Raw genomic sequence first — 25,609 nt, forward strand, 5'->3', positions numbered from 1 at the left:
AAACACGATTTCAAGCCATCTTTATTAATTATATTTATGAATTTATTCCTACAATCCTCTCAAAATGTAGCAGCCGCACATAATAGAATAAAACAATATCTACATTTAACTCCGATCGTTCACTCTGAAAGCTTAAATGAGATGCTCGGTCACGAGATTTTTTTTAAAGTTGAATCATTGCAAAAAACCGGTGCATTTAAAGTTAGGGGGGTATTAAATCATTTATTAGAACTAAAGGAACAAGGAAAATTACCTGATAAAATAGTCGGTTATAGTACAGGTAACCATGGAATCGGTCTTGCTTATGCGAGTAAATTATTCGGTATTAAAACAAGAATTTATTTACCGTTAAATACTTCAAAAGTAAAGCAACAAGCAACTCTTCATTATGGTGGTGAAGTTATATACACAGCGACTAGGCAAGAAGCAGAAGAAAGAGCAAAAAAAGATATAGAGCAAGGGTTTTACTATATGCACCCTTCTGATAGCGATTCTACAATAGCAGGTGCCGGCACGTTATGCTATGAAGCATTACAGCAACTAGGCTTTAGTCCTGATGCTATTTTTGCATCTTGTGGTGGCGGCGGTTTAATTTCCGGCTCGTATCTTGCCAAGGAATTAATATCCTCCACAAGTTTATTAATAGGTTCAGAACCTCTTACGGCTAATGACGCCTATTTGTCAGTTAAAAATGGTGCAATATATGGATTTGATGACGCACCTAATACTATTGCAGACGGTCTTAAAACCTTGAGTGTATCGGCTCGTACATTTGAATATTTAAAAAAACTTGATGGTTTTCATTTAGCGGATGAATATCAAATATATTACTGGACGGCATGGCTTACTCATTTACTTAAAGTAATATGCGAGCCGTCAAGTAGCATAAATATGGTTGCAGTGGTAAATTGGTTAAAAACACAATCCAAATCTCAAAAATTACTAGTACTAATCTCAGGCGGTAATATTGATCCTATTCTTTATAATGAACTATGGAAAGAGGAGTATTTAACCGTCCCACCAAGCATTACTAACTAAAGATAGATATCGTCATTGCGAGAAGAAACTGGCGTTATTGCATGGCTCGAGAAACCCGCTCGATGTCATTCTCGCGTAGGCGGGAATCCAGAAAATAACTTCAATATTGCTACAGAAGTTATATGTTTTACTGGATGTAGAAATCAAGATCTAATCCTACAGACGCTATAAAAATTATATAGGATTAAATCTTGATTTCTACAAACTATTGGAGGTGATGAATCTCATAAATATTTAGAATCATTAATTAGTTGGTTAAAAGAAGTGGATAATGATACTAATATTACAGCCTTAGATACTTGCTCTCGATTTCATCCTAATTCTTTTGAGCTTAATTGTTATCACGGGGAAATAAGAGCTTTATAATGCAAATAGCAAATTACTTCTGTCATTTGCTACTGATGATTTATAGTAAAGGTAGTACAAGATATTAAATTTAAAGCTGCAAGAATCATTTATAATCACATCTTCACAAGTCGTAGCCAAGCTTCCCAGTCACGTTTGCCTAAATCTTCTTCAAACGATAATAAATCTTTTACCGTCTGCTTACATATTTCTGCGGAAGGCGCTATAAGCTCTTGCTGTTCTTTAGAATTTAGTAGCACCTGCGTTTTACAAGCCTGTTCTAAATGGTAAGTATAAAACATAGCTTCATGAATAGTTTTACCGCAGGTAATAGCACCGTGATTACGAAGTAACATCACGTAATTTTGCTTAAGGTCATTAACAAGCCTACTACTCTGTTTATCGGCATCTAGCACTAGAGAATTATAATCGTGATATGATATTCTGTCGTAAAAATGTAATGCCCACTGGCTGATTGGTAAAAGCCCACATTTTAAAGAAGACACCGCTACGCTTGCGGGAGTATGATAATGAAAAATAGCAGAAATATCAGGCCGTGCTTTGTAAATACTACCATGAATAAAATAGCCAGTTTTATTATATTGATATTCTTCTCCTTCTAAAATTTTTCCGTCTAAACTAACTTTTAAAAGATTCTCTGTAGTTACTTCTTCAAACCTTAGTCCAAAAGGATAAATATAGTAAAAATCAGCTTCTTTAGGTCTTGCGGATAGATGCGTATAAGTATGGTCATCCAGCGATAAATACGCAATTATTCGGTAAGCAGCAACTAAATTATATTTTATATCCATTTTAGTAGTTTTATCTCATTTCATTAGGGTGTTGGTCTCATTAATGTCATTCCTGCGAAAGGGCGTTGTTGCATGGATCAAAAAAATCAGCTCGATGTCATTCTCGCGTAGGCGGGAATCCAGAAAATAACTTCAATATTGCTACAGAAGTTATATGTTTTACTGGATGTAGAAATCAAGATCTAATCCTACAGACACTATAAAAACTATATCTGAATGTCTGATAAGTTATGACTGTCAGATGAGTATTCAAGATATAAGATTTCGTTATTCTTTTCAACATCTAACTTTTTACTATCCATAAAAGTCTGCATAGGCGTTTTACCATAGCGATATTTACCGGAATGTGATCTTTCGTTATTGTAATGCTCTAACCAAATATCAAGATCTAGTTGTAGATCATCAAGATCAGTATAAATCTTTTTACGCATAGCTGTATCAAAGAATTCTTGTTTCATAGTTTTATTAAATCGTTCACACATACCATTTGTTTGAGGAGAATATGCTTTAGTAGTAGTATACTCAATACCCTCAATGCTTAAGAACAATTCAAAAGCATGATACTCTATATTGCCCTTATATTTACCACCTCTATCAGTTAGAATACGAAGTACTGGTATTTGCTGACTCTCATACCACGGCAGTACTCTATCATTAAGCATGTCAGTAGCGGTAAAAGCTGTTTTATCAGTATATAATTTAGCATCTGTAACCCTAGTATAGCTATCAATAAATACCTGAGAATATACCTTGTCTATACCTTTAAAATTACCTACATAATATGTGTCTTGGCATCCTAGATAATCTGGATGCTGTGTATCTATTTCTCCATGAGCTTCTTTCTCGCTACGCCGTTTCTCTAATACTTGTAACTGAGCTTCGGTAAGAACAATACCATCCTGAGCCATTTTTACTTCTAATGCTTTAAGTCTTTTATTGATATTATTTAAATCATTACGTAGCCAAATTGATCTAACCCCCCAGGTGATACAAGAATACCAGTCTTTTTAAGCTCATTTGATACTCGCATCTGACCATAAGCTGGGTATTCTACCGCCATATCTAATACTACTCTCTCTACCGCAGGATCAACTCTATTTGCTATAATTGGCTTCTTCCGGCTAATCTCATATAACGCCTCTTCTCCCCCAGTTTCATATAGCTCTTTGAACCTATAATAACTGTCCCTGCTGTATCCCATAGCTTTACACGCTGACGATATACTTCCAAGACTCCTAGCTAATCCCAGTAATCCTATTTTTGGCTTTATTATTTTTTGATTTAGATTCATCTCTAATCCTCTATTTAATACTTATCTTATTTTACTAAATGTAAGATTGAATCTCAGCTATTGTAATTAATATTTAAAAGGGGCGTATAACGTTTCTTTCTTTATCTCTATCGTTGCTCCTTTAGGGGCTTTTATACATTCTTGTAAAGATTTTTTACCTAAATACGGTGCTAGATTATAATTTAATATATAACATTGTAAATTATCCTTCTTACCGCTAAAGTTAAATTCAATTTTATTGCCCTGCTCTAATAGCTTTTTAACTTCTATTGTTTGTTGGATAAAATTCTTTTGTTCTAAGTTTAAGTGCTTGATTCTTAGTATATTTTTTACTACGGAAAATGTAGAAATAATAAAAAGAAGAATGAATATAAATAGTTCTTCATTACTTTGCTTATTTAAGAAAATACTATCCTTAACATATGTAGCTGCAATCATTCCGATAGCTATAACATAACATCCTAGATACCTAAGTAACGATGCTCCTCTAATTGCCTCCTCATAACTAAAGTTAAAGAAATATAAATATAACCGCCACAAAGCAAAGATTATAAAGCAAACAAACGTACTTATCAGAAAAAATTTATACTCTTTCAGCAAATCCGATTTATATTTACGAATTTCATACCATGCCGCTATACAAATAGTATATACCACTAAACTTCCTTCCTTTACTAGGAATAACAGAAGAAACTTACCGTAATTTAGCAATAATGATCCATGCTGTTCATTAAAATTTTCAGCAATATATACTAACTTGCTAAAACTATGTTCGCCCCTATCAAAAAAATCATGAGTATTTTTAAAATAGCTCATCCAAATAAAATTACATAAAATCGGTAGGGTAAGTAGTATCAGATATATAACATAATCGCTTGATTTCTTAGGCTTTTTATAAAAAATAATATAATGAGCTATAAGAATTATAGAAGCAAAACTTGCAAACCATGTTCCAATTTCTCGGAAAAGTGCAAGCAATATCGTGATAGGTAAAATAAACAATAATGCCTTTTTCTTGTCCCCCTCAAGGATATAAATCACAAAAATAGCTCCAAACATTAAGCCAATAGTACTGTCGTTATATATTGAACGAATTCCCGTCGTATATAATACTACGCCACAAAGTATCATAGAAAACAACATACCAGTTTGCCAAAGTTTCTTATTTGCAGCCAGAGGTGCTAAAAATGCTAAATGTAATAAGAAATGAGCAAATAATACATTACCATCCGAATAGCCTGAAAGTGAAAGCATAAAATAATGATAAGCGGCAGCACCTCTTGGATAATGGGCGTGAGTAGTAATAATGGAAGTTAACGAAGCCTGATTCTCAAAAACACCGGAATATAGCAATTCCTTAGTAAATACGCCCCAGTGCGAAAAATCATCATAAGTATACAGTGAGGCGTCTCTTGTATAAAGAAAAAATATGAAAATTAGTAAAACAAACATAATAATTTCAATTATATTTTTTCTGGATTCCTGCTTCCGCAGGAATGACATCAAGGGCGAGGATGACATAAAGGACGGGAACGACATGAAAGCTAAAAATATACCGATGAAATAACATATATATGTTGCAGTCGGTAATAGCTTTAACATAGCAAAGCAATATAAAATTGCTACTAATATGCCGATTGTTACGGGAATAGCAAAGGTCAATTTTGTTTTGAAATATTTAGCAAAAAAAGATGAGAACCCAAAAAGACTTAATATCGGTACTATAATCATATATTTTTTAAAATAATTCACTATAAACATTCTACCAACAAATATAAAAATGTAAATCTTACAATTTCTTAAAAAAAGTTTAGAATGCCTAATTTTTAACAACATATTAATTAATTTAGTAGAGTAAATATATGGGAAAGGAATATGTTAAAAAAGTAGTTAATAGCAGTAATACGAGTGTTAGTAATTTTTCAGTTAAAGCAAATGAAAAACTTTTGAAAGAAGAAAAATAATTTTTGATAAATGATCCCATAAGTAGAGATAAATTAATTACGGTAGCTATAGATAGTAAAGATTTACGCATTCTTGAATTATTTTCTAAAAACGGCGGTAAATTAATTGCACCAGAAGTATCAAAACATTCTGAATTTATTGCAGCAAGCTACAGAGTAGATCTACTAAAATATTTTATAGAAACACTAAAATTAAACTTTAAAAAACCTGGTCGCACCTCCATTTTACAGATGTGGATATTAAAAGGCTATACGTTCAATAAGAGTTCCGATGACTTTATCATGAATATCCAATGACTTGGAAAAACAAATTGTTTTACGTGTCAGTCTTTTGCATCTTGTTCTAAGATTTAAGTTACCCCGTTCTATCCGTTGAGTATATTTTTTACTAACAATGTGTTTTTTGGGATCTAATAACCTAGCATAACTTCCCCATCCATCTGTAAAGTAAAAAGTAACCTTAAAATCCTCCGGTTTTTTTCAGTAATGATTCTGATGTGCTATCACATCTTGTACCAAAAGTATAAGCAACTACTTTTAACAAAATCTTATCCAAAGAATACCAAAGCCATCTTTGTTTGGATTTATTCTGTACATAAGACCATTGTTCATCTATTTCAGGAGCAATAATTACTTCTATCGTATTGATAGAATGATTTATCTTTTTTAACGCTAGATTTTTTTTAAAACACGGATAACCGTATTGATACCCACTTTTAATACTCTTACTGTATCCCTAACTCCAGAGCCATTGATTGACATATCTACTATCTGAGTCTTGACTCCAGGCTTAGAGGCATTATTAATATATTACAGTTAAAAATATCGATTACACTGCTTGCATTGATATCTCTGTTGTTTTGAAATTGAATATCCCGCCTTTACTACTTTTTCTGTGTCGTTATAATATCTACACTTAACATCTATTCTTGATCTACACTTAACATCTATTCTTGTCATAACTCCTTAACTATAATTCTCTCTTATTACTGTTTGAGGATTATAGACTATTCATGCTAAGCTGCAATACGGGGGCACGACCCATTTTCTTCTATAGATTTTAAATTTTCTGAAAACTCGGTATAATGTGTTTTTGTCTTATCAGATAAACTAGTGTTGTTTTTTACACTGGGATGATTTTTTGCTTTTTCATATAGTATGTAACTATTTAACTTTATCAAATTATTAGGTATAGTATCTAATAATTTGATAGCATCATCATGTTTAGCCTTATATGCAATTGCTAAATTACTAATTACATGCTCATCTATTTTAGTGCCTTTTTGTATAAATAGCTTTACGATGCCTGTATGGTTAGATAATATTGCGTATTCCACCGGTAAATAATTACCGCCGTCCGGTTGATTTATATCAAATTTTTTACTAAGAAGATATTCGGCGCAGTTTTTAGCTCCATACATTGCAGAAAAATGAAGCATAGATATTGGATTTAAACCATCTACAGGTTTTTGGCCGCGCCCCCGTATTGCAGCTTAGCATGAATAGTCTATAATCCTCAAACAGTAATAAGAGAGAATTATAGTTAAGGAGTTATGGCAAGAATAGATGTTAAGTGTAGATCAAGAATAGATGTTAAGTGTAGATATTGTAACGACACAGAAAAAGTAGTAAAGGCGGGATATTCAATTTCAAAACAACAGAGATATCAATGCAAGCAGTGTAATCGATATTTTCAACTGTAATATATTAATAATGCCTCTAAGCCTGGAGTCAAGGCTCAGATAGTAGATATGTCAATCAATGGCTCTGGAGTTAGGGATACAGTAAGAGTATTAAAAGTGAGTATCAATACGGTTATCCGTGTTTTAAAAAAATCTAGCGTTAAAAAAGATAAATCATTCTATCAATACGATAGAAGTAATTATTGCTCCTGAAATAGATGAACAATGGTCTTATGTACAGAATAAATCCAAACAAAGATGGCTTTGGTATTCTTTGGATAAGATTTTGTTAAAAGTAGTTGCTTATACTTTTGGTACAAGATGTGATAGCACATCAGAATCATTACTGAAAAAAAACCGGAGGATTTTAAGGTTACTTTTTACTTTACAGATGGATAGGGAAGTTATGCTAGGTTATTAGATCCCAAAAAACACATTGTTAGTAAAAAATATACTCAACGGATAGAACGGGGTAACTTAAATCTTAGAACAAGATGCAAAAGACTGGCACGTAAAACAATTTGTTTTTCCAAGTCATTGGATATTCATGATAAAGTCATCGGAACTCTTATTGAACGTATAGCATTTAATACCCACATCTGTAAAATGGAGGTGCGACCAGGAATTATTTATTCTAACTTTGATTCTTTGAAAGCACTGGATTATTTATCTAAAGCAGAGCTATTAGATCCTAGCCAAAGCATAATAGTAAACAAACATAATATTTATCTTAATACGTTACATAATCCAAATGCAGATATTGCAGAAGCAGAAAAAATAACAGATAACGATCTTAAATCTTTATTGCTAATAACAACTTATTTAACATTACCTAACTCACAAAACCTAGAAGCATTTAACACTATATTGGAGAAGTATAATTTTGATAAATTATCCCTTAATAAATTTAAAAATGATCCTTCAAAAAGCCAATTATATTATAATATACAAGCCAAGCAATATACATATAACGGACAGTTTGAATTAGCTTATAGTGTCTATGACAAAATATTAAAGCAGCAGTAACGACAAATAATAACCAGTTATTTTATGATACAACGCATAATTGTTTGGTATCATTTTTAAAACAAAAAGATTTTACTAATGGATGTAAATTTTTAAATAAGATATACCAAAAATATCCTGCCATTTTAGCTAATCATAATATTTTAGCATTAAAACACATAGAACTTATTTTTTATAATTCGAATGATCAATATTTAAACAAATGCGACAAAATTTTAGCAGATATTAAGTCGGAAGTGCTTATAGATAAAAAATGGGTAGAGTTTATTGTTACAGCCTATAGCAGCAAATTTTATCAGGCAAATTCTAATCAATAAGTAAAAATTTATATACAGAATATAGAAAAATTATATGGCGATTCTTTAAATAATTCTGAAATACCGGCTGAAACTAAAGAGCGACTTCTATATTTGATAAAAGAAGGAACATTTATACAAGATATATTAAGTAGTAATGAAGATCATTTACTTAACGAAGTTCCTATAGAATCTACACCAAAAGAAACAGAAATAATTGAAACCTCTACGCTTTCTTCCGATAAAATGATATATGAGCCGTATGTAAGATCAGTATCTGAAGCACCGAAGGATAAAGATAGCTTTAAAAAAATAGAAGCAATAATAAACGCAGAAGATCATGCTGCTCTTATTCAGTTTGATCAAAAACTAGTTCAAAAATATTTTAAATATAAAAAAGAAAAACTACATAAACAACAAATACAAAAATTACTTGGGAGTAAAAAGACAATTTAATGGCATATTGATGATGGGGTAGATTTTACGACAAAGTCAGAAGAAGTTATCAAGGTTAAGAAGGATTGGTATGCAGTAATTGATTCTAACCTAAAACTTTAAAAGGTAACATTTGATATATTTACTAATGCTCTAAAAAAGGGTGTTGTTCATAGAAGCGAAGGGGAAAACGGAGTAAAATTCTTTGGTGATAAAATAGAATTAAAAATTGATCAAGATAGCAGGTTATATCCTAGTATAGTATATCGAAACTGCGATAAACTCCTAATCATATTTGATAAAGAGGGTAATCATAATGCTGTCAAAGATGCCGATGAATATACAATAATACCGGTAGGTGATTCTAGTAATCTTATAGGCGAGTTATCGACATTTGAAATGCCGGTTTAGGAATCCTACGGGGTATTATTGCGTAGCTTGAAAAACACCTTCTATGTCATTCCTATCTCAGCATTGTTGCGTGGATATAAAAAAGCACTCGGTGTCATACCGTAGCTTGACCACGGTATCCATAAAACAATAAGAAATACTAATTTTCTAACTGGATACCGCGGTCAAGCCACGGTATGACACCAGAAAGTACTGGATTCCCACCTCCGCGGGAATGACATAAAACGATCACGCAACAACGTCTTTATCACCCATGTTTAATTTTAGCTTGTGCCGCGGCAATCCTTGCTATAGGGATTCGGTATGGAGAGCATGATACATAGTTTAAATTCATTCTATGGAAAAATTCTATAGAGGTAGGGTTTCCTGCATGCTCCCCGCAAGCTCCGAGTTTTAAATTAGCATTACTGCTTTCTCCTCGTTTTATAGCAATTTCAATTAATTCTCCTACTCCTTCTTCATCTAGAGTAGTAAACGGATCAGATTCAAAAATCTTTTCTTCTAAATAATAAGGTAGGAAAGAGGCTATATCATCTCTAGAGATTCCATAAGTAGTTTGGGTTAAATCATTAGTACCAAAGCTGAAATAGTCAACCTCTTTGGCTATTTTTTTACTACTAAGCGCTGCTCTCGGTAGCTCGATCATAGTGCCAAGGCTAAAAGAGAATTTATGTTTATAATTTTTTTCTAATTCGTGGATTATCTCATAAATATCAATTTTAAGCTTTTTTATCTCTCTTACATTACTAATCAGAGGAATCATTAGCTCTAAATTACACTCTATATTTTCTTTTTTATGTAGCTCAAAAATGGCTGTAAAGATTGCTTCAACTTGCATTTGGTAAATTTCCGGTGAACATATACCAAGGCGACACCCGCGATGACCAAGCATAGGATTTACTTCATGCATAGCATGAAGACGCTGATTAATCATAGATAAAGGTAGATTTAAGCTATTTGCTAGATTTTTTTTGTCTTCGTCGGTGGTAGGTAAAAATTCATGCAACGGCGGATCAAGTAATCTAATATTTACTGGTTTGCCTTTCATTACTCTGAATAAAGCTTTAAAATCTTCAGTTTGCAGAGGTAATAATTTCTGCACGGCAAGCTTTCTTCGATCTATATCAGGAGCAATAATCATTTCCCTCACTAAAGGAATTTTATTTTTATCAAAAAACATATGTTCGCTACGGCACAAACCGATACCTTGAGCTCCAAACTTTATGGATACTAAAGCATCATTAACCGTTTCGGCATTTGCACGAACTTTTAAACTGCTAATTTCGTCTGCCCAATCTAAAATTAACTTTGATTCCTCACTGAAAGTAGGTTGAATTAACGGCATTTCCCCTAAAAAGACTTTACCGCTACCTCCATCAATCGTTATAACGTCACCTTGTTTAATAATTAGGTCACCCACACTTAATGTTTGTTTCTTCTCATCTACTAATAAATTACTTGTGCCACAAACACAAGGTTTCCCCATACCTCTTGCCACAACCGCGGCATGAGAAGTCATTCCTCCTCTAATAGTTAAGATACCAGCAGAAACATGCATCCCGTTAATATCTTCAGGACTGGTATCATGTCGTACTAAAATTACTTTATGATGATGGGACAGTTTTTCGGCATCATAAGGCGAAAATACTGCAATACCGGTTGCAGCACCCGGAGAAGCAGGAAGGCCCTCGGCAATGGAAATAGGCCCCTTACTGTAATCAACTCTTGTATGTAATAATTGATTTAATGATTCCGGATCAATTCGCATTAAGGCCTGTTCTTTAGAAATAAGCTTTTCTCCCACCATTTGTACGGCAACGTTAATAGCCGCAATGGCTGTTCTTTTTGCAGTACGTGTTTGCAAGATATATAATTTATTATTTTCTATAGTGAATTCTATATCCTGTATATCTAAGTAATGTTCTTCAAGCTTTTTTGCAATTTGTGATAACTCATTAAACACTTTTGGCATCATTGCTTGCATAGAGTTTGAATCATTTGCGATAATAGGCATAGGTGTTCTAGTTCCAGAAACTATGTCTTCACCTTGAGCATTTATCAAAAACTCCCCAAAGAGCTTTTTTTCTCCTGTAGAGGGTGACCTAGTAAAAGCAACTCCCGTAGCTGAAGTTTTACCTAAATTACCGAAAACCATAGCTTGGATATTGATAGCCGTACCGAAGTCCTCCGAAATATTATTAATTTTTCTGTATATAGCCGCTCTATTACTCTTCCATGAATGTAGCACCGCTTTAATTGCCGATTCTAATTGTTCATAAGGATTATTAATTAGTTGCTTAGTATACTTAATATACAACCTTTTGAAATCATCAATAATTTTTTCTAATAGTTCTGCAGTAATGTCGCTATCTTTATAAATATCAGCTTGAATCTTGTGTTTTTCGTAAATTTGTTCAAATAAATCACTAGGTATAGATAATACCGTTGAACCGTACATTTCTAAAAATCTTTTGTAACTATCAAGAGCAAATCGTTTATCACCGCACGAATCAGCAAGAGCATTACACACTTCGTTATTCATTCCAAGATTAAGGATAGTATCCATCATTCCAGGCATCGAAACCGTGGAACCCGATCGCACCGATAATAACAAAGGATTGCTTGTACTACCGAAAATTTTACCGGTAGTTGTTTCAAGATTTGTAATAGCATTTTTTAAGTCATTTTGAAAATTTTTAGGAAAGTTATTATTGTGGGTATAAAAGTAATTACATAGCTCCGTAGTTATTGTAAAACCATCCGGAATAGGTAGTTTTAGGTTAGACATTTCGGCAAGACCGGCACCTTTATTACCTAGTATATTTTTCATACCAGCGTTTCCATCACTACCATTACTGCCAAAATAATAAATTAATTTTTTCATATCATATATCAAAATTTGCTAACAATATTATGTGTTTAGGAACATTAAACCACATTTATACAGTATGAAAAACATAGTAGCAACGTTAAATTAAGAATATCTTTAATAAAATAGTTGAAATTTTAAATTTATTAATAAATTTGTTATTATACTTATTAAGCTAATTGAATTTCCTCTAAATGTTATTGACTAATTTAAGAAAATTGACCATAATTCTAAACGGTCGTGCAGTTGCGTGGTGATATAGCAAAACTATGGGCCACGAGGAAAGTCCGGACTCTATAGAGGTATGGTGCCGGCTAATCTCCGGCGGAGCATTAATTTACTTTAGGGAAAGTACCACAGAAAATATACCGCCAAGTATGAATACGAAGATCAACTTCAAAAAGAGCAAGGAATCTACAAGGCGAGGATCGCAGCGTATACTTAATACGTGAGAACCGTAGCTCTTGTAGGATGACGTGGCCAATTTTTGAAGTTGATCGAGTATTTTTGGTAAGGGTGAAAAGGTACGGTAAGAGCGTACCGGTAAGTTGGTAACAAATTACGCATGGTAAACCCCACCAAGAGCAAGATCAAATAGGCGTTACAGAACTCAATATTGTAAGTTCCCGGGTTATCTCTAACCGGCTTGTAATGCGGGTAGATCGCTTGAGGTAAACGGTAACGTTTATCCTAGATAAATAACTGCAATGAATTTAATTCATACAGAATCCGGCTTATAGACCTTTTTAAGTTTTATATAAATCCTTATGTAAAACTTAATCATAAATCATACAGAAACTAGCTTTGTGTCATTCCCGCGTAGGCGGGAATCCAGTAGAAAAAAATTTTTATTTTTACAACATTTTACAACATATTAAACCTGTTTATTATTAGATTCCCTCCTACGCGGGAATGACATAGAACAATTTAATGAAAAAGTTATATCATTATCCTATTTGCCCTCTTTCAAGACAAGCTCGTGTCTTTTTAAAAGAATTAGATATAGAATTTACTACAATTAAAGAAGATTATTGGCAATTTAATAAAGAATTCTTAAAGATAAACCCGTCAGGAACTTTACCTGTTTTAGAAGAATCGTACGGCTTATTCGTAATAGGAATTTATCCTTTTGCCGAATATCTTAATAGCAAATATCCGAATTTTAATTTTTTAGATGAAAATATTGATATTTGTACCGAAATTAGACGATTATTTTTTTGGTTTAACGATAAGTTTTATCGTGAAGTTACCAAAATTATCATCGATGAAAAAGTTATAAGATCAATTGCTAAAATGAGTAGCCCAAGAACCGAGTTTTTACGCGCCGCTAAAAATAATTTAAATCATCATTTAGAATATATAACTTCCTTACTAGAAAGAAGGAGCTATATCGCATCGGATTCACTCACTATTGCCGATATTGCCGCAAGCTGTCACTTATCGGTACTAGACTATTTCGGTGAAATTTATTGGGATAAATGGACACTTATCAAACATTGGTATTCACTAATTAAATCAAGACCGGCTTTTAGGTTATTATTACAAGATCGAATCCCAGGTTTTGCCCCTCCGAGCTATTATATAGATTTAGATTTTTGAATTTTAATTATTGACAGCAATCCTATATCATTCTATTTAGTTATTTACTTTAAAAATAAATTATGAGGTAGCTTATGCAACTTAATTCAATTTCTTTTTCTTTGTTCAAACAAAGAACTCTTGAGGTATTTTTAGGTGTGGCTTTGCTTGCAATTTGTTCACAAATAACAATACCTTTTAAACCTATTCCCGTAACGTTACAAACCATTGCAGTGCTATTTATCGGACTAACTTACGATAAAATTACTGCTCCTTTGACAATGTTATGTTACATTGCTATAGGCGTTATGGGAGCGCCTGTTATGATGAATTATTCAGGAGGACTCGCTAAATTAACAGGACCTACTGCTGGATATTTGGTTGGTTTTCCAATTGCTGTACATGTCATGGCAAGCTTAAAAAGTAAAGCTTTTACCGCTAATAAATTCTTAAATCAGTTTATTTTATATTTAACCGGTAATGCTATAGTTAGCGGACTCGGCTGGTTGTGGCTGTCTAAATTCTTAGGATTAAAAGAAGCGTTTTATAGTGGTATACTATTTTTCATTGTACCCGGTATAATAAAGTCAATATTACTAGTTGGGCTTGTAAATATAGTAAAATCAAAGACTCGATGAACTTCGGTATTACCTAAAAACAGTTGATCTAAAGTTTCGATGTCATTCCCGCGGAAACGGGAATCCAGTACTTTTAAGCTTTTTAAAAGCCCGATTTATCTTGCTTTATCATGGATTCCCGTTTCCGCGAGAATGACATCGAGTAGGTTTTTCAAGCCATGCAACAACACCAACTTTCATTCATGAAAAAAACAGTAACAAATGCTAATGCCGCATTTTCCGGTGCCGACTCGGAATTGGAAAAATCAAATTAAATATGATTTAGAGAATATTAAAGGACTTTTAAAAGCTTTGGGTGATCCTCATTTAAGGCTTCCTCCCGTCATACATATAGCAGGTACAAATGGTAAAGGTTCAAGTGTCGCTATGCTCAAAAGCATCTTTACGTTTGCTGGTTATAAGGTACATTGCTGTACATCTCCTCATTTATTAGAGTTTAATGAACGAATCGTAATAGCAGGCGAGAAAATCTCAGATAATGAATTATGGCAGGTTTGCGAGCAGGTAAGAGTAGTAAGCGAAAAATTTAATATCGAACCTAGCTTCTTTGAAGGTACTACGGCAGCAGCGTTTCTAGCATTTGAGAAAACAAAAGCCGATATATTAATTTTAGAGACGGGCCTTGGCGGTCGGTTAGACGCAACAAATATAGTGAAGCAGCCGTTAATTACTTTAATTACGCCTATTTCATATGATCATATGAATATGCTGGGTGATACATTACCTCTAATAGCAGTTGAGAAAGCTGGTATTATGAAGTCTTGCGTTCCTTGCGTTATAAGTATGCAGACCTTGGAAGTTTATGAAACATTATTTGCAAAGAGTGAAGAGCTAGAAGTATCTAGTTTCTGTTATGAATATGATTTCGGTATTAAAAAGACGGACAACGGATTTATCTACTCATCACGAAATTTTACCTATGAATTTCCGACTCCCTCTTTAGCCGGCGATCATCAATTAATCAATGCTGCAAGCGTTATTGCTTTAATAAGTTTGATAAATAAACAATTTAATATAAGTAATGAAATTATCTCTAGAGGACTACAAAATACTATTTGGCCTGCAAGAATTGAAAAAATCGATCTACAAAAATACTCAAAATTAATAGGTAATAATGTTCAAATTTGGGTAGACGCAGCTCACAATAATAGCGGAGCTCAAGTTTTGGCAAATTGGGTTCGTGATAATTTAAAATCACCGATATATTTAATACTCGGTATGACTAAAAATAGAAGTGTCGAGGAATTTTGCTTATACTTTAAGGGTTTGACAATTAAAGGTTACGGTGTTAAAGTTTTATCCGAACCATTAAGCTATAGTGCAGAAACAATAAATTTGGAAAGCAGAAGGAGCGGTATTGATTTTAGCGAAAGCGACTCACTCGAAGAAGCGATTAGTGATATAAAGAAGATAAACGGCAATAATAAAGCAAATATTATAATAACCGGATCGCTTTATTTAGCTTCCGATTTTTATAAGTTGCTATCCAATTGTCATCCCGTGGCTTGACCACGAGATTCATAAAAACAACTAAGAATACTAATAAGTTAGTATTCTTAACTGGATACCGCGGTCAAATCGCGGTATGACACAGCATAAAAACAAACCTAGGAGAAAATAATTATGACCTATTGCAACAAATCTAATCAAACTTCTTATCCGTTTGTCTTACCTGACTTACCTTATGATAAAGAGAGTTTCAAACCGCATTTTACTCACGAGACTTTCGATTATCATCATGGTAAACATCATAATGCTTATGTACAAAATCTAAATAAACTACTTTCAGATAAAGAAGAACTACAAAAGAAAGATTTAGAGGAAATAATCGAATGGTCATCACAAAACTCAAATGCCGCTATTTTTAATAATGCAGCTCAAACATGGAATCATACCTTTTTTTGGCATTCAATAAAGCCACAGGGCGGAGGTAAGCCAAGCGGCAAAATATTAGAACAAATTAATAAAGATTTCGATAGCTTTGAAGAATTTTGTGAGCAATTTAAACAAGAGGCAGTAGGGCAGTTCGGTAGTGGCTGGGCATGGCTTGTATATCACGATAATAGGTTACAAATTATAAAAACTGCTAATGCCGGCACTCCTATAGCAAACGGTACGAAGCCGCTTCTCGCATGTGATGTTTGGGAACATGCGTATTATATTGATTATCGTAATAAGCGTCCTGATTATGTTGACATATTTATCAAGCATATGATTAACTGGAAGTTTGCAGAAGATAATTTAATTAAGTAAGACTATGGTTGATATAAAGGTAAGAAAGCATCCTATTATTAATAATCTGAAGCAAGAGTCAAAAACTCCCATAGTTAATGAGTAATCTGATATATTGGAAGAATTAGAAGACCTAGAAAAAATTCAAAAATCTTCTAGTAATCAAACAAAAACATTGCAGGAGTTAGAGCAAGCACAGAAAGCTCCTATCGAATATATAGCTTTCAGTGGAGGGGGGCTAAGGGAGCGATATATTCCGAAGCTTATGAGGCAGCAAAAAAGCCGGTATTTTAGATAATGTTAAAGCTGTAACCGGTTCTTCCGCCGGTGCTATTACTGTCGCAGTGGTAGCTCCTGGAACGAAACCGGAGCGATTTGAAGAAATTTTTAAAAATACAAATTTACAAGATTTACTAGAAAAAAAGGATTTTCTGCCGGCGTGCTACAATTAAATAAAGACAGTAAACCTTTACATGATTTATTAGATCTTGTTATTAAAGGAAATATAGGAAATTTTTTACAGAGATCAGATATAGTAAATGTTAAAGGAGATGAAGTTCTTGATGAATTAAGAAAAAGATATCAAGAAAACGGAAAAATATATTTTAAAGATATAGCGTTACTGCGAAAATACGATCCAGTGCAGTATAAAGATTTAGTAATTACGGCAACTCAGCAAGAGACAAGCGAGCTAACTATTTTCAGTAGCGTTGATACCCCTGATGTTGAAATTGCTTTAGCGTGCCGCGCTTCTGTCCCTATCCCTATTGTTTTTGAGTCGGTAGAAATTGACGGTAAAAAATATGTCGACGGCGGATATAGAGATAATATACCAACAAAATATTTTAAAGACAATGAGCCGGAATTTGATACAAAAGAAGTAACTGATGATATGGAGGAGATTATCTCAGCTAAAAAGCAAGGTAGGACTCTAGCTATGGCTTTTGGAGTTGGAATGGAAGCTGATGCTAATATTGCTACATATAGTGCAAAAAAATTTGAAAGCCCAAGTGATATCGTAAAATTTTTAGTTGGTGTACTATTTAAGGCGCTTGAAAAAGTAGGGGGAAAATTTAAATATACCGAAACCCTAAAAGAAACTAATGAGCAGCTACGCGAAAATGCTTTAAACACTGTTGTTTTAGATACTATCGGAATAGATACTTTGGATTTCAAAGATGCACAAAAATATTCTGATTATTAGCATATTAAAGAATATTGCCAAACCAGAGAATATTTAAATAATCATAAACTAAGAAAAAAGTTGATAAAACATTTGACCATCAAAAATTTCTGCTAAATGTTTATGAAGTTTATGATAATAAAAATTTACATAAAACTTTTGGAGCTAAATTATTAAAAATGTTTATTCCGTCAAGGGAAAACAATAATTCTAAATGGCAGGATGGTGTTATTGAAAATTATAATGATAAAGCAAAAATGCTATTATCATTTTGCAAAACCGGAGCATTAAACGAAAAAGAACCGCAAAAGAACCTTAAAGAATATGTAATTATTGCAGCTACTAGTCGTAATAATACGTTAAAAGCCGATACAAACCCATTGAAAGCTTTGCTGCATACATTAAATGATCCTACCGTTTCAAGTAAAATAAAAGATAGTTTCATTGAGGTACTTGGAATAGATAAAAATAAGGATGCAAGATTTTACAAGACCAAAACCTTTGATGAAAATATTGCTAAGTTTAAATTTACTAAACAAGATTTAGAAAGCTTTATTACTAAAAGTAAAAGCGAAGCACCAAAAATTCAAAACAAACATGAGGTAGCTAGTAGTCAGAGGAGTAGGGGGTGATTAGGTGTTTTTATGTCACTCCCGTTCCCTATGTCATTCCTGCGAAAGCAGGAATCCAAAAAGCATTAATACAGTAAATTTTTGAAATTAAAAGCAGAGGTTATCTAGCTTTATGATGGATTTCTGCTTTCGCAGGAATGACATAAAACGAACCATGCAACAACGCCCTTTGCTCCTCGCAACGACGGTTACTAAAAAATGAATATAAGTAAATTTAAACTAGCTGTTTTTGATGAAATAGATAGTACAAATTCTGAAGCCATGAGAATTGCTAAGAATGGTAAAGTCGAGTCAAATTATGTCGTGCTTGCCAAATCTCAAACTAATGGACGTGGTAGAAGCGGTAAAAACTGGCGATCTAATCCCGGTAATTTACATACAAGTTTACTAATAAAGCCTGATAAAGAGCTAGAATTACTACCGCAATTATCTTTTGTCGTAGCACTTGCCGTTTATGATACTATGTCATCCCGTGGCCCCTCCACCGGATCTATTTTTTTGGATCCAGTGGCGGGGCCACGGGATGACAGTGTGAAGCTAAAATGGCCGAATGATGTATTAATTAACGGTCAGAAAATTGCCGGTATACTGCTTGAATCCATTAAAGTAGAAAATAATTATTATATTATTATCGGTATCGGTATTAATATCACCTATCACCCTGATAATATCGACCAGCCTACTACTAGCTTAATAAGTGAAAATCTACCGCCTATAGAGCCGCAAGCTTTACTTGAAAAATTAATAGAAAATTTTGAAAAATACTATCAAATTTGGGATAATAACGGTTTTTCTCTTATTAGAGAAAAGTGGTTAGAACATGCCTATAAGTTACATGAAAATATTACCGTTAAGCATCAAAATGATATAGTAACCGGTCTTTTTAAAAATATCGATAATACCGGCAGAATAATATTACAACTATCTTCCAAAAAAATAATCTCTTTTTCTACTGCCGAACTCTCCTTTTAGCAAAAATTTTACTAAATTTAAATTATTGGTTTAACTATTGTTAATCATTAGACCTCTTCAAAAACTCGCTTATAGAGAGGAATTTGAAGAAGACACTTCACCTCGAACCGCAGCGTACATTAGTACGTGAGGATGAGTGGTAAGGATCGACGTACAAATTCCCCCTAGAAATAGAGTTTCCGAAGAGTTCTATTACCTAAGCTCTAATTTAATATATACCCCAAGAGGGTCGTGCCCCCGTATTGCAGCTTAGCATGAATAGTCTATAATCCTCAAACAGTAATAAGAGAGAATTATAGTTAAGGAGTTATGACAAGAATAGATGTTAAGTGTAGATCAAGAATAGATGTTAAGTGTAGATATTATAACGACACAGAAAAAGTAGTAAAGGCGGGATATTCAATTTCAAAACAACAGAGATATCAATGCAAGCAGTGTAATCGATATTTTTAACTGTAATATATTAATAATGCCTCTAAGCCTGGAGTCAAGACTCAGATAGTAGATATGTCAATCAATGGCTCTGGAGTTAGGGATACAGTAAGAGTATTAAAAGTGGGTATCAATACGGTTATCCGTGTTTTAAAAAAAATCTAGCGTTAAAAAAGATAAATCATTCTATCAATACGATAGAAGTAATTATTGCTCCTGAAATAGATGAACAATGGCCTTATGTACAGAATAAATCCAAACAAAGATGGCTTTGATATTCTTTGGATAAGATTTTGTTAAAAGTAGTTGCTTATACTTTTGGTACAAGATGTGATAGCACATCAGAATCATTACTGAAAAAAACCGGAGGATTTTAAGGTTACTTTTTACTTTACAGATGGATGGGGAAGTTATGCTAGGTTATTAGATCCCAAAAAACACATTGTTAGTAAAAAATATACTCAACGGATAGAACGGGGTAACTTAAATCTTAGAACAAGATGCAAAAGACTGACACGTAAAACAATTTGTTTTTCCAAGTCATTGGATATTCATGATAAAGTCATCGGAACTCTTATTGAACGTATAGCCTTTTAATATCCACATCTGTAAAATGGAGGTGCGACCTATATTAATAACGTAAGGACTATGGGTATAATTGATTACAATGACGGCACTATAACACTTCCGAATTCTTTAGGACAAGATGCAACTTTAACTGCTGATTTTACTTTTGACGTAGCTGTTAGATTTAGTATAGATAGCTTTGAATATTCATATTGCAGTGATGGTTCTATAGCGTTATCCGATATAGAATTAATTGAGGTGATTATATGAGTATTACTATTGAAGAAGTAATTACAAAGCTCACGAATTTTGTTTATTGTTTCCAAATTAAGCTAGCAAGTGGTGAGGAATTAAATTTAACAAATAGCGATCATATTATAAAAAATGAAGATATAGTTTTTTTTACCGAATTCAGGTTTAGATTTAAAAGAAGCGAAATTTAACGATTCTGCGCAAAATCATATAATTATTGAAGGTATTTTTGAGGAGAAAGGAATTATGATGGCGATGAATTTAAATAATGCTATTGTTAAACTAATAATATATAGTGAAGGTGTTTTTGAGCATTTTATCACATATTATTGCACTTTATATACAAAATATGACCTAAGTTTTTAAATACATTTAAAACCTGAATAGTAAAACCTGTAGAGTGGCTTTCGGAGATAGTAAATGTAAAATAGATAAAAATTTATATAGCGGGATATATAAGGTTAAAGAAATACTCAAAGAAAGTTTAAGAATACTAGATTTAAATAAAGAAAACGGCTATTATAACGGCGGTCAAATTATATTCGGTGACAATCGTTTTGGCAGTAAAGTTCTAAATAATTTCGGTGATTTGATTATATTAGAGAATATTATACCGGATTACACTAAAGATGCCGAGGAAGTAAAAATTACTGCCGGATGTGATAAAAATTTTATAACCTGTTGCAATAAATTTAATTATGCTATAAATTTTAGGGGCGAACCGCTGATACCAAAAAAAGATTTTATAAATTTAGTATAATCAATGAAACAAAATTTTATAAAACTAGTATATGCAGAGCTAAAGAATATAATAAATATGAAAAACTCTAAACAACAGCAAAAAAAAGAAACGCAATTAATTGATTATTTTAAAATAGTTGAAAGTAATATATTATATACATTTCAAAAAATAAAAAAGGAATATGAAAGAGACTAAACGTTTTTTTAACAAAAATAATAGATTAAATAAAGGTTATGCTAAGACTTTTAGTGTAAACGAGTCTGATAATAATTTTTACCGTAAAAAATTTGAGCATATATTACCGCCAATTGATTTAATCAGTGAGTATGAGAATATTTATCCCGGTACTTTACAAGAATTAATGAATATGGCGCAAAAAGAACAAGCCCATAAACATGCTATAGATCTAAAAAACTTGAAAACGCAGGAAAGAATCGCTAAATTAACACGAATCTGCTTATTAATATTTGGAATTTGCCTCGTAGTTTCAATTTTTTTAAAACTTTCTAAATAAAATTAAAGATAAAATATTTTATTTACTTGTAATTTTAAATAAAATAAGTTAAATGCAATATATATTTATTTATAAACATAATACGGAGAAATTTTATTTCTAAAAATAATTTTCCTAAGGCTAATAGAGAAATCAGAGCTAGAGAAGTTCGTCTAGTAGGCGAAAACGGTGAAATGCACGGCGTCGTAAATATTAGAGAAGCGCTTGACATGGCTGACAAAGCCGGTCTTGATTTAGTCGAAATATCACCGAATGCCGAACCCCCTGTATGTAAAATCTTAGATTTCGGTAAGTTTAAGTATGAAAGCAAAAAACGTTTGCATGAGGCACGCAAAAAGCAAAAAATCGTCGTACTTAAAGAAATGAAATTTAAACCTAATATTAGTATAGGTGATTTTGAAACTAAACTAAGAAAAATAAAAGAATTTTTAAAAGACGGCGATAAAGTAAAAATTTCTTTATGGTTTAAAGGTAGAGAGATTCTTCATAAAGAAGTCGGGCAAGAATTATTTAAACGTATAGAAATAGCGTTAGAAGGACTCGTTAAAATCGATCAGCATGTTAGAATGGAAGGTAAGCAGATGATAATGATAGTTAGCCCTGATATTAAGGTGCAATAACGTCATTGCGAGGAGCGGAGGGCGTTGCTGCATGGCTCGTTTATGCCATTCCCGCGTAGGCGGGAATCCCAAAAAAATTATAAATACAGCAAATTTCTGAAATTAAAAGCTCGACTTATCTCGCTTTATACTGGATTCCTGCTTTCGCAGGAATGACATAAATTACCGTTAAATAACAACCAATAAAATAACAAATCTAAATATATTATGCCGATTAAAATTTTAATGCCCGCTCTATCTCCAACTATGAATGAAGGAAATCTAGCTAGGTGGTTAAAAAAAGAGGGGGATAAAGTTAATCCTGGGGAAGTAATTGCCGAAATTGAAACAGATAAAGCAACGATGGAAATAGAGGCAGTAGACGAGGGAATACTAGCCAAGATAGTTATCCCGCAAAATAGCCAAAATGTACCTGTTAACTCTTTAATTGCCGTGTTAAGCGAAGAGGGAGAAGATATAGCCAATATTGATGCGTTCATTGCAAAAAATAGTAATGCATCACTATCACCGAAAGCAGATGCTAACCTTCCAAAATCCTCCGAGAATATAGTTGTACAACACTCTAATATAGAACAGCAGTTAGCAGTTACAAATCATGATAAAAGTAAAATATTCGCCTCACCTCTTGCGAAAAGACTTGCAAAAATGGGGAATATTAAGCTTGAGAGCGTAAAAGGTAGCGGACCGCACGGTAGAATAGTCAAACAAGATATCTTATCGCATACTCCTAGCACTGTTCATAATAAAATAGTTAGTAGAAATCCTGAAGAATATCGTTTAGTACCGAATAATAACATCCGCAAGATTATAGCCAAGCGTCTGCTTGAATCTAAACAAACAGTCCCACATTTTTATTTATCTATAGAATGTAATGTCGATAAATTGTTAGATACGAGAGAAGATATCAATAAATCTTTTGCAGAAGATAAATCATCAAGAATATCAGTTAACGATTTTATTATTTTAGCAGTAGCCAAGACTCTGCAAGAAGTTCCAAGTGCTAATGCTAGTTGGGGAGAAGATGCGATTAGATATTACAATAATGTTGACATTTCAGTAGCGGTAGCAATTGAAAATGGGCTTGTTACGCCGATAGTTAAAAATGCTAATCAAAAAAATATTATGGAGCTATCCCGTGAGATGAAAGAATTAATAAAGAAAGCAAAAGATAATAAATTAACTCCTGAAGAGTTTCAAGGCGGAGGGTTTACTATTTCTAACCTCGGTATGTATGGAATTAAGAATTTCAATGCTATAATTAACCCGCCGCAAAGTTGTATAATGGGTGTCGGTAGCAGCTCAAAACGCACTATAATCAAGAATGATCAAATAGCTATAGCAACAATTATGGACGTAACTCTTTCTGCCGATCACCGAGTAGTGGACGGAGCTGTCGGTGCTGAATTTTTAGCAGTATTTAAGAAATTTATAGAGAGTCCCGCTTTGATGATGTTGTATACTCGATGAATTTCAAAAATTGGCTACGTCGTTTATAAGTTCAAGAATGCTCACGTATTATATATACGCTCCGCTTCTTGACTTATAAACTCCTTGCTCTTTTTGAAGTTGATCTTCGTCTACCAACTCTTTATTTTACAGAAAGGCACAATAATATTATATCTTACCCTCCTAATCAAATCAAAAATAACATGAGTTTTTCAGATAATTTAACAAAAATTTTAGATAAATATGAAGATCTAAGCAAAAGACTATCTTCCGGCGTTATGGGAGACGAGTTTGTTAAAGCATCTAAAGAATATGCAGAACTTGAAGTGGTTGTAGCAAGAATTAAAGAATATAATAAAGCTAAATCCGAACTTGAAGAAGCAAATAATTTTAAGTTAGAAGTAGGACTTGATAATGCCACCTTAGAAATGATTGAATACGAAATACATACTCTTGAAAATTCACTACCGAAACTTGAGCGAGCCGTAAAAATTGCTTTATTACCGAAAGATGATGCGGATAGTAAAAGTGCTATTATTGAAGTTAGAGCAGGAAGCGGCGGTGAAGAAGCTGCACTTTTTGCTGCTGTACTTTTCAATATGTATCAACGATATGCTGAGTTAAAAGGATGGCGTTTCGAGATATTAGCGATTTCCGATACAGGTATAGGTGGTTATAAAGAAGCATCGGCGTCAATAAAAGGCAAAGATGTATTCTCTAAGCTCAAATTTGAGTCAGGCGTTCATAGAGTGCAACGAATACCTGAAACTGAATCGAACGGACGTATTCATACTTCTGCGGCGACTGTCGCAGTACTTCCTGAAGCTGAGGAGGTTGATATTAAGATTGAAGATAAAGACTTAAGAATTGATACTTATAGAGCTTCGGGAGCAGGTGGACAGCATGTAAACACTACCGACTCTGCTGTCCGAATAACTCATATACCTACCGGTATTGTAGTAGCGTTGCAAGATGAAAAATCACAGCATAAAAATAAAGCTAAAGCATTAAAGATTTTGCGAGCTAGAGTTTATGAAGAAGAACGTCATAAAAAGGATCAAGAAAGAGCCGATAGTAGACGAGGGCAGGTAGGTTCAGGAGATCGTTCCGAGCGTATTCGTACTTATAATTTCCCGCAAGGACGAGTATCAGATCACCGAATAAACCTAACACTTTATAAGATAGAGGAAGTAGTTAAGAACGGGCAATTAGATGAATTTGTTGAAGCTTTAATTGCAGATGATGAGGCTAAAAAACTTTCTGAAATATAGGAGTAGAGCATGAATAAAAAGGAATATGATATAATAATATATACATATAATGATCAAGGTAAAACTACTATATCTAAAGAAGAAGTAAAAATAATACAACAATCCTATTCTAAGAATAGTTTAAATAGCGATGAATTAATACTTCTAAATGAAATAACAAAAAAATAATCAAAGTACCGATAATCATTCGCATACAAGTGAACTATAGAAGAAAATATAGAATCAGTAAGTCTAACAAGCTCATCAGAGAAACATAATGACTATACTAGTCAAACAATAATTTTAAGCCCAGAAGAGAAAAGTGATTGCGGTACGTTTGATTGCATAGGTAAAAATGATGATTTTTGTTGTGTAATTATCT

General features: G+C 33.0%; 24 protein-coding genes, 1 other RNA gene and 8 pseudogenes. 25 read left to right on the forward strand and 8 right to left on the reverse strand.

What is annotated here, in order from left to right:
- The first annotated feature begins 36 nt into the window (after positions 1–36).
- Positions 37–1,038 (forward strand): serine/threonine dehydratase, encoded by a 1,002-nt coding sequence (locus AAGD46_RS03685; protein WP_341787803.1) that lies wholly within the window; start codon positions 37–39, stop codon positions 1,036–1,038.
- 461 nt (positions 1,039–1,499) lie between these two features.
- Here the strand turns inward: AAGD46_RS03685 and AAGD46_RS03690 are convergent, their stop codons facing one another.
- From AAGD46_RS03690 to AAGD46_RS03700, 3 genes and pseudogenes are all read right to left on the reverse strand, one after another.
- Positions 1,500–2,195 carry a class II aldolase/adducin family protein gene (locus tag AAGD46_RS03690; RefSeq protein WP_341787804.1) on the reverse strand — a complete coding sequence of 232 codons (696 nt, stop codon included), beginning with the start codon at positions 2,193–2,195 and terminating at the stop codon, positions 1,500–1,502.
- Between the two features lie 206 nt (positions 2,196–2,401).
- A pseudogene (locus tag AAGD46_RS03695) lies at positions 2,402–3,486 on the reverse strand (IS481 family transposase).
- 66 nt (positions 3,487–3,552) lie between these two features.
- A complete protein-coding gene (locus tag AAGD46_RS03700; protein ID WP_341787886.1) occupies positions 3,553–5,217 on the reverse strand; it encodes a hypothetical protein in 1,665 nt (554 codons plus the stop codon).
- A 236-nt stretch (positions 5,218–5,453) separates the two neighbouring features.
- Here AAGD46_RS03700 and AAGD46_RS03705 point away from each other — a divergent pair, with 236 nt between their 5' ends.
- Complete coding sequence (locus tag AAGD46_RS03705) at positions 5,454–5,747, forward strand: hypothetical protein (RefSeq protein ID WP_341787805.1); 294 nt, start codon at positions 5,454–5,456, stop codon at positions 5,745–5,747.
- Here AAGD46_RS03705 and AAGD46_RS08955 read toward each other — a convergent pair.
- From AAGD46_RS08955 to AAGD46_RS03715, 4 genes and pseudogenes are all read right to left on the reverse strand, one after another.
- Positions 5,691–5,855: pseudogene (locus AAGD46_RS08955) on the reverse strand (IS1 family transposase); the annotation flags it as partial. The gene AAGD46_RS03705 and the pseudogene AAGD46_RS08955 overlap by 57 nt on opposite strands.
- Before the next feature lie 55 nt (positions 5,856–5,910).
- On the reverse strand, positions 5,911–6,111 hold the full coding sequence (locus AAGD46_RS08960) for an IS1 family transposase (RefSeq protein WP_410525965.1): 201 nt from the start codon (positions 6,109–6,111) through the stop codon (positions 5,911–5,913).
- 11 nt (positions 6,112–6,122) lie between these two features.
- Positions 6,123–6,212, reverse strand: coding sequence for an IS1-like element transposase (locus tag AAGD46_RS08965; protein WP_341786649.1), 90 nt, complete (start codon positions 6,210–6,212; stop codon positions 6,123–6,125).
- A gap of 254 nt (positions 6,213–6,466) precedes the next feature.
- Positions 6,467–6,889 (reverse strand): ankyrin repeat domain-containing protein, encoded by a 423-nt coding sequence (locus AAGD46_RS03715; RefSeq protein WP_341787806.1) that lies wholly within the window; start codon positions 6,887–6,889, stop codon positions 6,467–6,469.
- Between the two features lie 114 nt (positions 6,890–7,003).
- Between AAGD46_RS03715 and AAGD46_RS03720 the strand changes: the two are divergent.
- From AAGD46_RS03720 to AAGD46_RS03735, 4 genes and pseudogenes are all read left to right on the forward strand, one after another.
- Positions 7,004–7,711, forward strand: a pseudogene (locus tag AAGD46_RS03720) (IS1 family transposase); the annotation flags it as partial.
- 27 nt (positions 7,712–7,738) lie between these two features.
- Positions 7,739–8,158: a hypothetical protein gene (locus tag AAGD46_RS03725; RefSeq protein WP_341787973.1), complete on the forward strand. Its 420-nt coding sequence runs from the start codon at positions 7,739–7,741 to the stop codon at positions 8,156–8,158.
- A gap of 44 nt (positions 8,159–8,202) precedes the next feature.
- Positions 8,203–8,475 carry a hypothetical protein gene (locus AAGD46_RS03730; protein ID WP_341787807.1) on the forward strand — a complete coding sequence of 91 codons (273 nt, stop codon included), beginning with the start codon at positions 8,203–8,205 and terminating at the stop codon, positions 8,473–8,475.
- Positions 8,476–8,568: 93 nt separating this feature from the next.
- Positions 8,569–8,910 (forward strand): hypothetical protein, encoded by a 342-nt coding sequence (locus AAGD46_RS03735; protein ID WP_341787808.1) that lies wholly within the window; start codon positions 8,569–8,571, stop codon positions 8,908–8,910.
- Positions 8,911–9,547: 637 nt separating this feature from the next.
- Here AAGD46_RS03735 and ppdK read toward each other — a convergent pair.
- On the reverse strand, positions 9,548–12,184 hold the full coding sequence (gene ppdK, locus AAGD46_RS03740; protein WP_341787809.1) for a pyruvate, phosphate dikinase: 2,637 nt from the start codon (positions 12,182–12,184) through the stop codon (positions 9,548–9,550).
- Positions 12,185–12,399: 215 nt separating this feature from the next.
- Here ppdK and rnpB point away from each other — a divergent pair.
- The 19 genes and pseudogenes from rnpB to AAGD46_RS03830 all read left to right on the forward strand — a co-directional run bounded on the left by rnpB (position 12,400) and on the right by AAGD46_RS03830 (position 25,416).
- Positions 12,400–12,922: RNase P RNA component class A (rnpB, locus tag AAGD46_RS03745), an RNA gene on the forward strand.
- Between the two features lie 177 nt (positions 12,923–13,099).
- On the forward strand, positions 13,100–13,768 hold the full coding sequence (locus AAGD46_RS03750) for a glutathione S-transferase family protein (RefSeq protein WP_341787810.1): 669 nt from the start codon (positions 13,100–13,102) through the stop codon (positions 13,766–13,768).
- A gap of 74 nt (positions 13,769–13,842) precedes the next feature.
- The gene (locus AAGD46_RS03755; RefSeq protein WP_341787811.1) at positions 13,843–14,385 is read left to right on the forward strand and encodes a biotin transporter BioY; all 543 of its coding nucleotides are present in this window, start codon (positions 13,843–13,845) and stop codon (positions 14,383–14,385) included.
- A 201-nt stretch (positions 14,386–14,586) separates the two neighbouring features.
- Positions 14,587–15,894 (forward strand): folylpolyglutamate synthase/dihydrofolate synthase family protein, encoded by a 1,308-nt coding sequence (locus AAGD46_RS03760; RefSeq protein WP_341787812.1) that lies wholly within the window; start codon positions 14,587–14,589, stop codon positions 15,892–15,894.
- Between the two features lie 114 nt (positions 15,895–16,008).
- On the forward strand, positions 16,009–16,638 hold the full coding sequence (locus AAGD46_RS03765) for a superoxide dismutase (protein WP_341787813.1): 630 nt from the start codon (positions 16,009–16,011) through the stop codon (positions 16,636–16,638).
- Positions 16,639–16,759: 121 nt separating this feature from the next.
- Positions 16,760–18,432, forward strand: a pseudogene (locus AAGD46_RS03770) (patatin-like phospholipase family protein).
- A 198-nt stretch (positions 18,433–18,630) separates the two neighbouring features.
- On the forward strand, positions 18,631–19,404 hold the full coding sequence (locus AAGD46_RS03775) for a biotin--[acetyl-CoA-carboxylase] ligase (protein WP_341787814.1): 774 nt from the start codon (positions 18,631–18,633) through the stop codon (positions 19,402–19,404).
- 37 nt (positions 19,405–19,441) lie between these two features.
- Positions 19,442–19,528, forward strand: a pseudogene (locus tag AAGD46_RS03780) (palindromic element RPE1 domain-containing protein); the annotation flags it as partial.
- 383 nt (positions 19,529–19,911) lie between these two features.
- Positions 19,912–20,001, forward strand: coding sequence for an IS1-like element transposase (locus AAGD46_RS08970; RefSeq protein ID WP_341786649.1), 90 nt, complete (start codon positions 19,912–19,914; stop codon positions 19,999–20,001).
- Positions 20,002–20,268: 267 nt separating this feature from the next.
- A pseudogene (locus AAGD46_RS08975) lies at positions 20,269–20,433 on the forward strand (IS1 family transposase); the annotation flags it as partial.
- Positions 20,434–20,448: 15 nt separating this feature from the next.
- A pseudogene (locus AAGD46_RS03790) lies at positions 20,449–20,673 on the forward strand (DUF2460 domain-containing protein); the annotation flags it as partial.
- Positions 20,670–20,898: pseudogene (locus AAGD46_RS03795) on the forward strand (hypothetical protein); the annotation flags it as partial. The pseudogenes AAGD46_RS03790 and AAGD46_RS03795, both read left to right, overlap by 4 nt.
- 295 nt (positions 20,899–21,193) lie before the next feature.
- Entirely contained in the window at positions 21,194–21,415 is a 222-nt protein-coding gene (locus AAGD46_RS03800) for a phage BR0599 family protein (protein WP_341787887.1), read from the forward strand.
- A 3-nt stretch (positions 21,416–21,418) separates the two neighbouring features.
- A complete protein-coding gene (locus AAGD46_RS03805; RefSeq protein WP_341787815.1) occupies positions 21,419–21,592 on the forward strand; it encodes a hypothetical protein in 174 nt (57 codons plus the stop codon).
- Entirely contained in the window at positions 21,579–21,911 is a 333-nt protein-coding gene (locus AAGD46_RS03810; protein WP_341787816.1) for a DUF2335 domain-containing protein, read from the forward strand. The genes AAGD46_RS03805 and AAGD46_RS03810 overlap by 14 nt, the downstream gene beginning before the upstream one ends.
- A 59-nt stretch (positions 21,912–21,970) precedes the next feature.
- Entirely contained in the window at positions 21,971–22,531 is a 561-nt protein-coding gene (gene infC / locus AAGD46_RS03815; RefSeq protein WP_410525967.1) for a translation initiation factor IF-3, read from the forward strand.
- A gap of 207 nt (positions 22,532–22,738) precedes the next feature.
- Complete coding sequence (locus AAGD46_RS03820; RefSeq protein ID WP_341787817.1) at positions 22,739–23,998, forward strand: pyruvate dehydrogenase complex dihydrolipoamide acetyltransferase; 1,260 nt, start codon at positions 22,739–22,741, stop codon at positions 23,996–23,998.
- A gap of 182 nt (positions 23,999–24,180) precedes the next feature.
- Positions 24,181–25,248 (forward strand): peptide chain release factor 1, encoded by a 1,068-nt coding sequence (prfA, locus tag AAGD46_RS03825; protein WP_341787889.1) that lies wholly within the window; start codon positions 24,181–24,183, stop codon positions 25,246–25,248.
- 9 nt (positions 25,249–25,257) lie between these two features.
- Positions 25,258–25,416, forward strand: a complete 159-nt coding sequence (locus AAGD46_RS03830; RefSeq protein ID WP_341787818.1) for a hypothetical protein — start codon at positions 25,258–25,260, stop codon at positions 25,414–25,416.
- Positions 25,417–25,609: the final 193 nt, after the last annotated feature.

The sequence above is a fragment of the Rickettsia endosymbiont of Cantharis rufa genome, assembly GCF_964026445.1.
GTDB lineage: Bacteria > Pseudomonadota > Alphaproteobacteria > Rickettsiales > Rickettsiaceae > Rickettsia.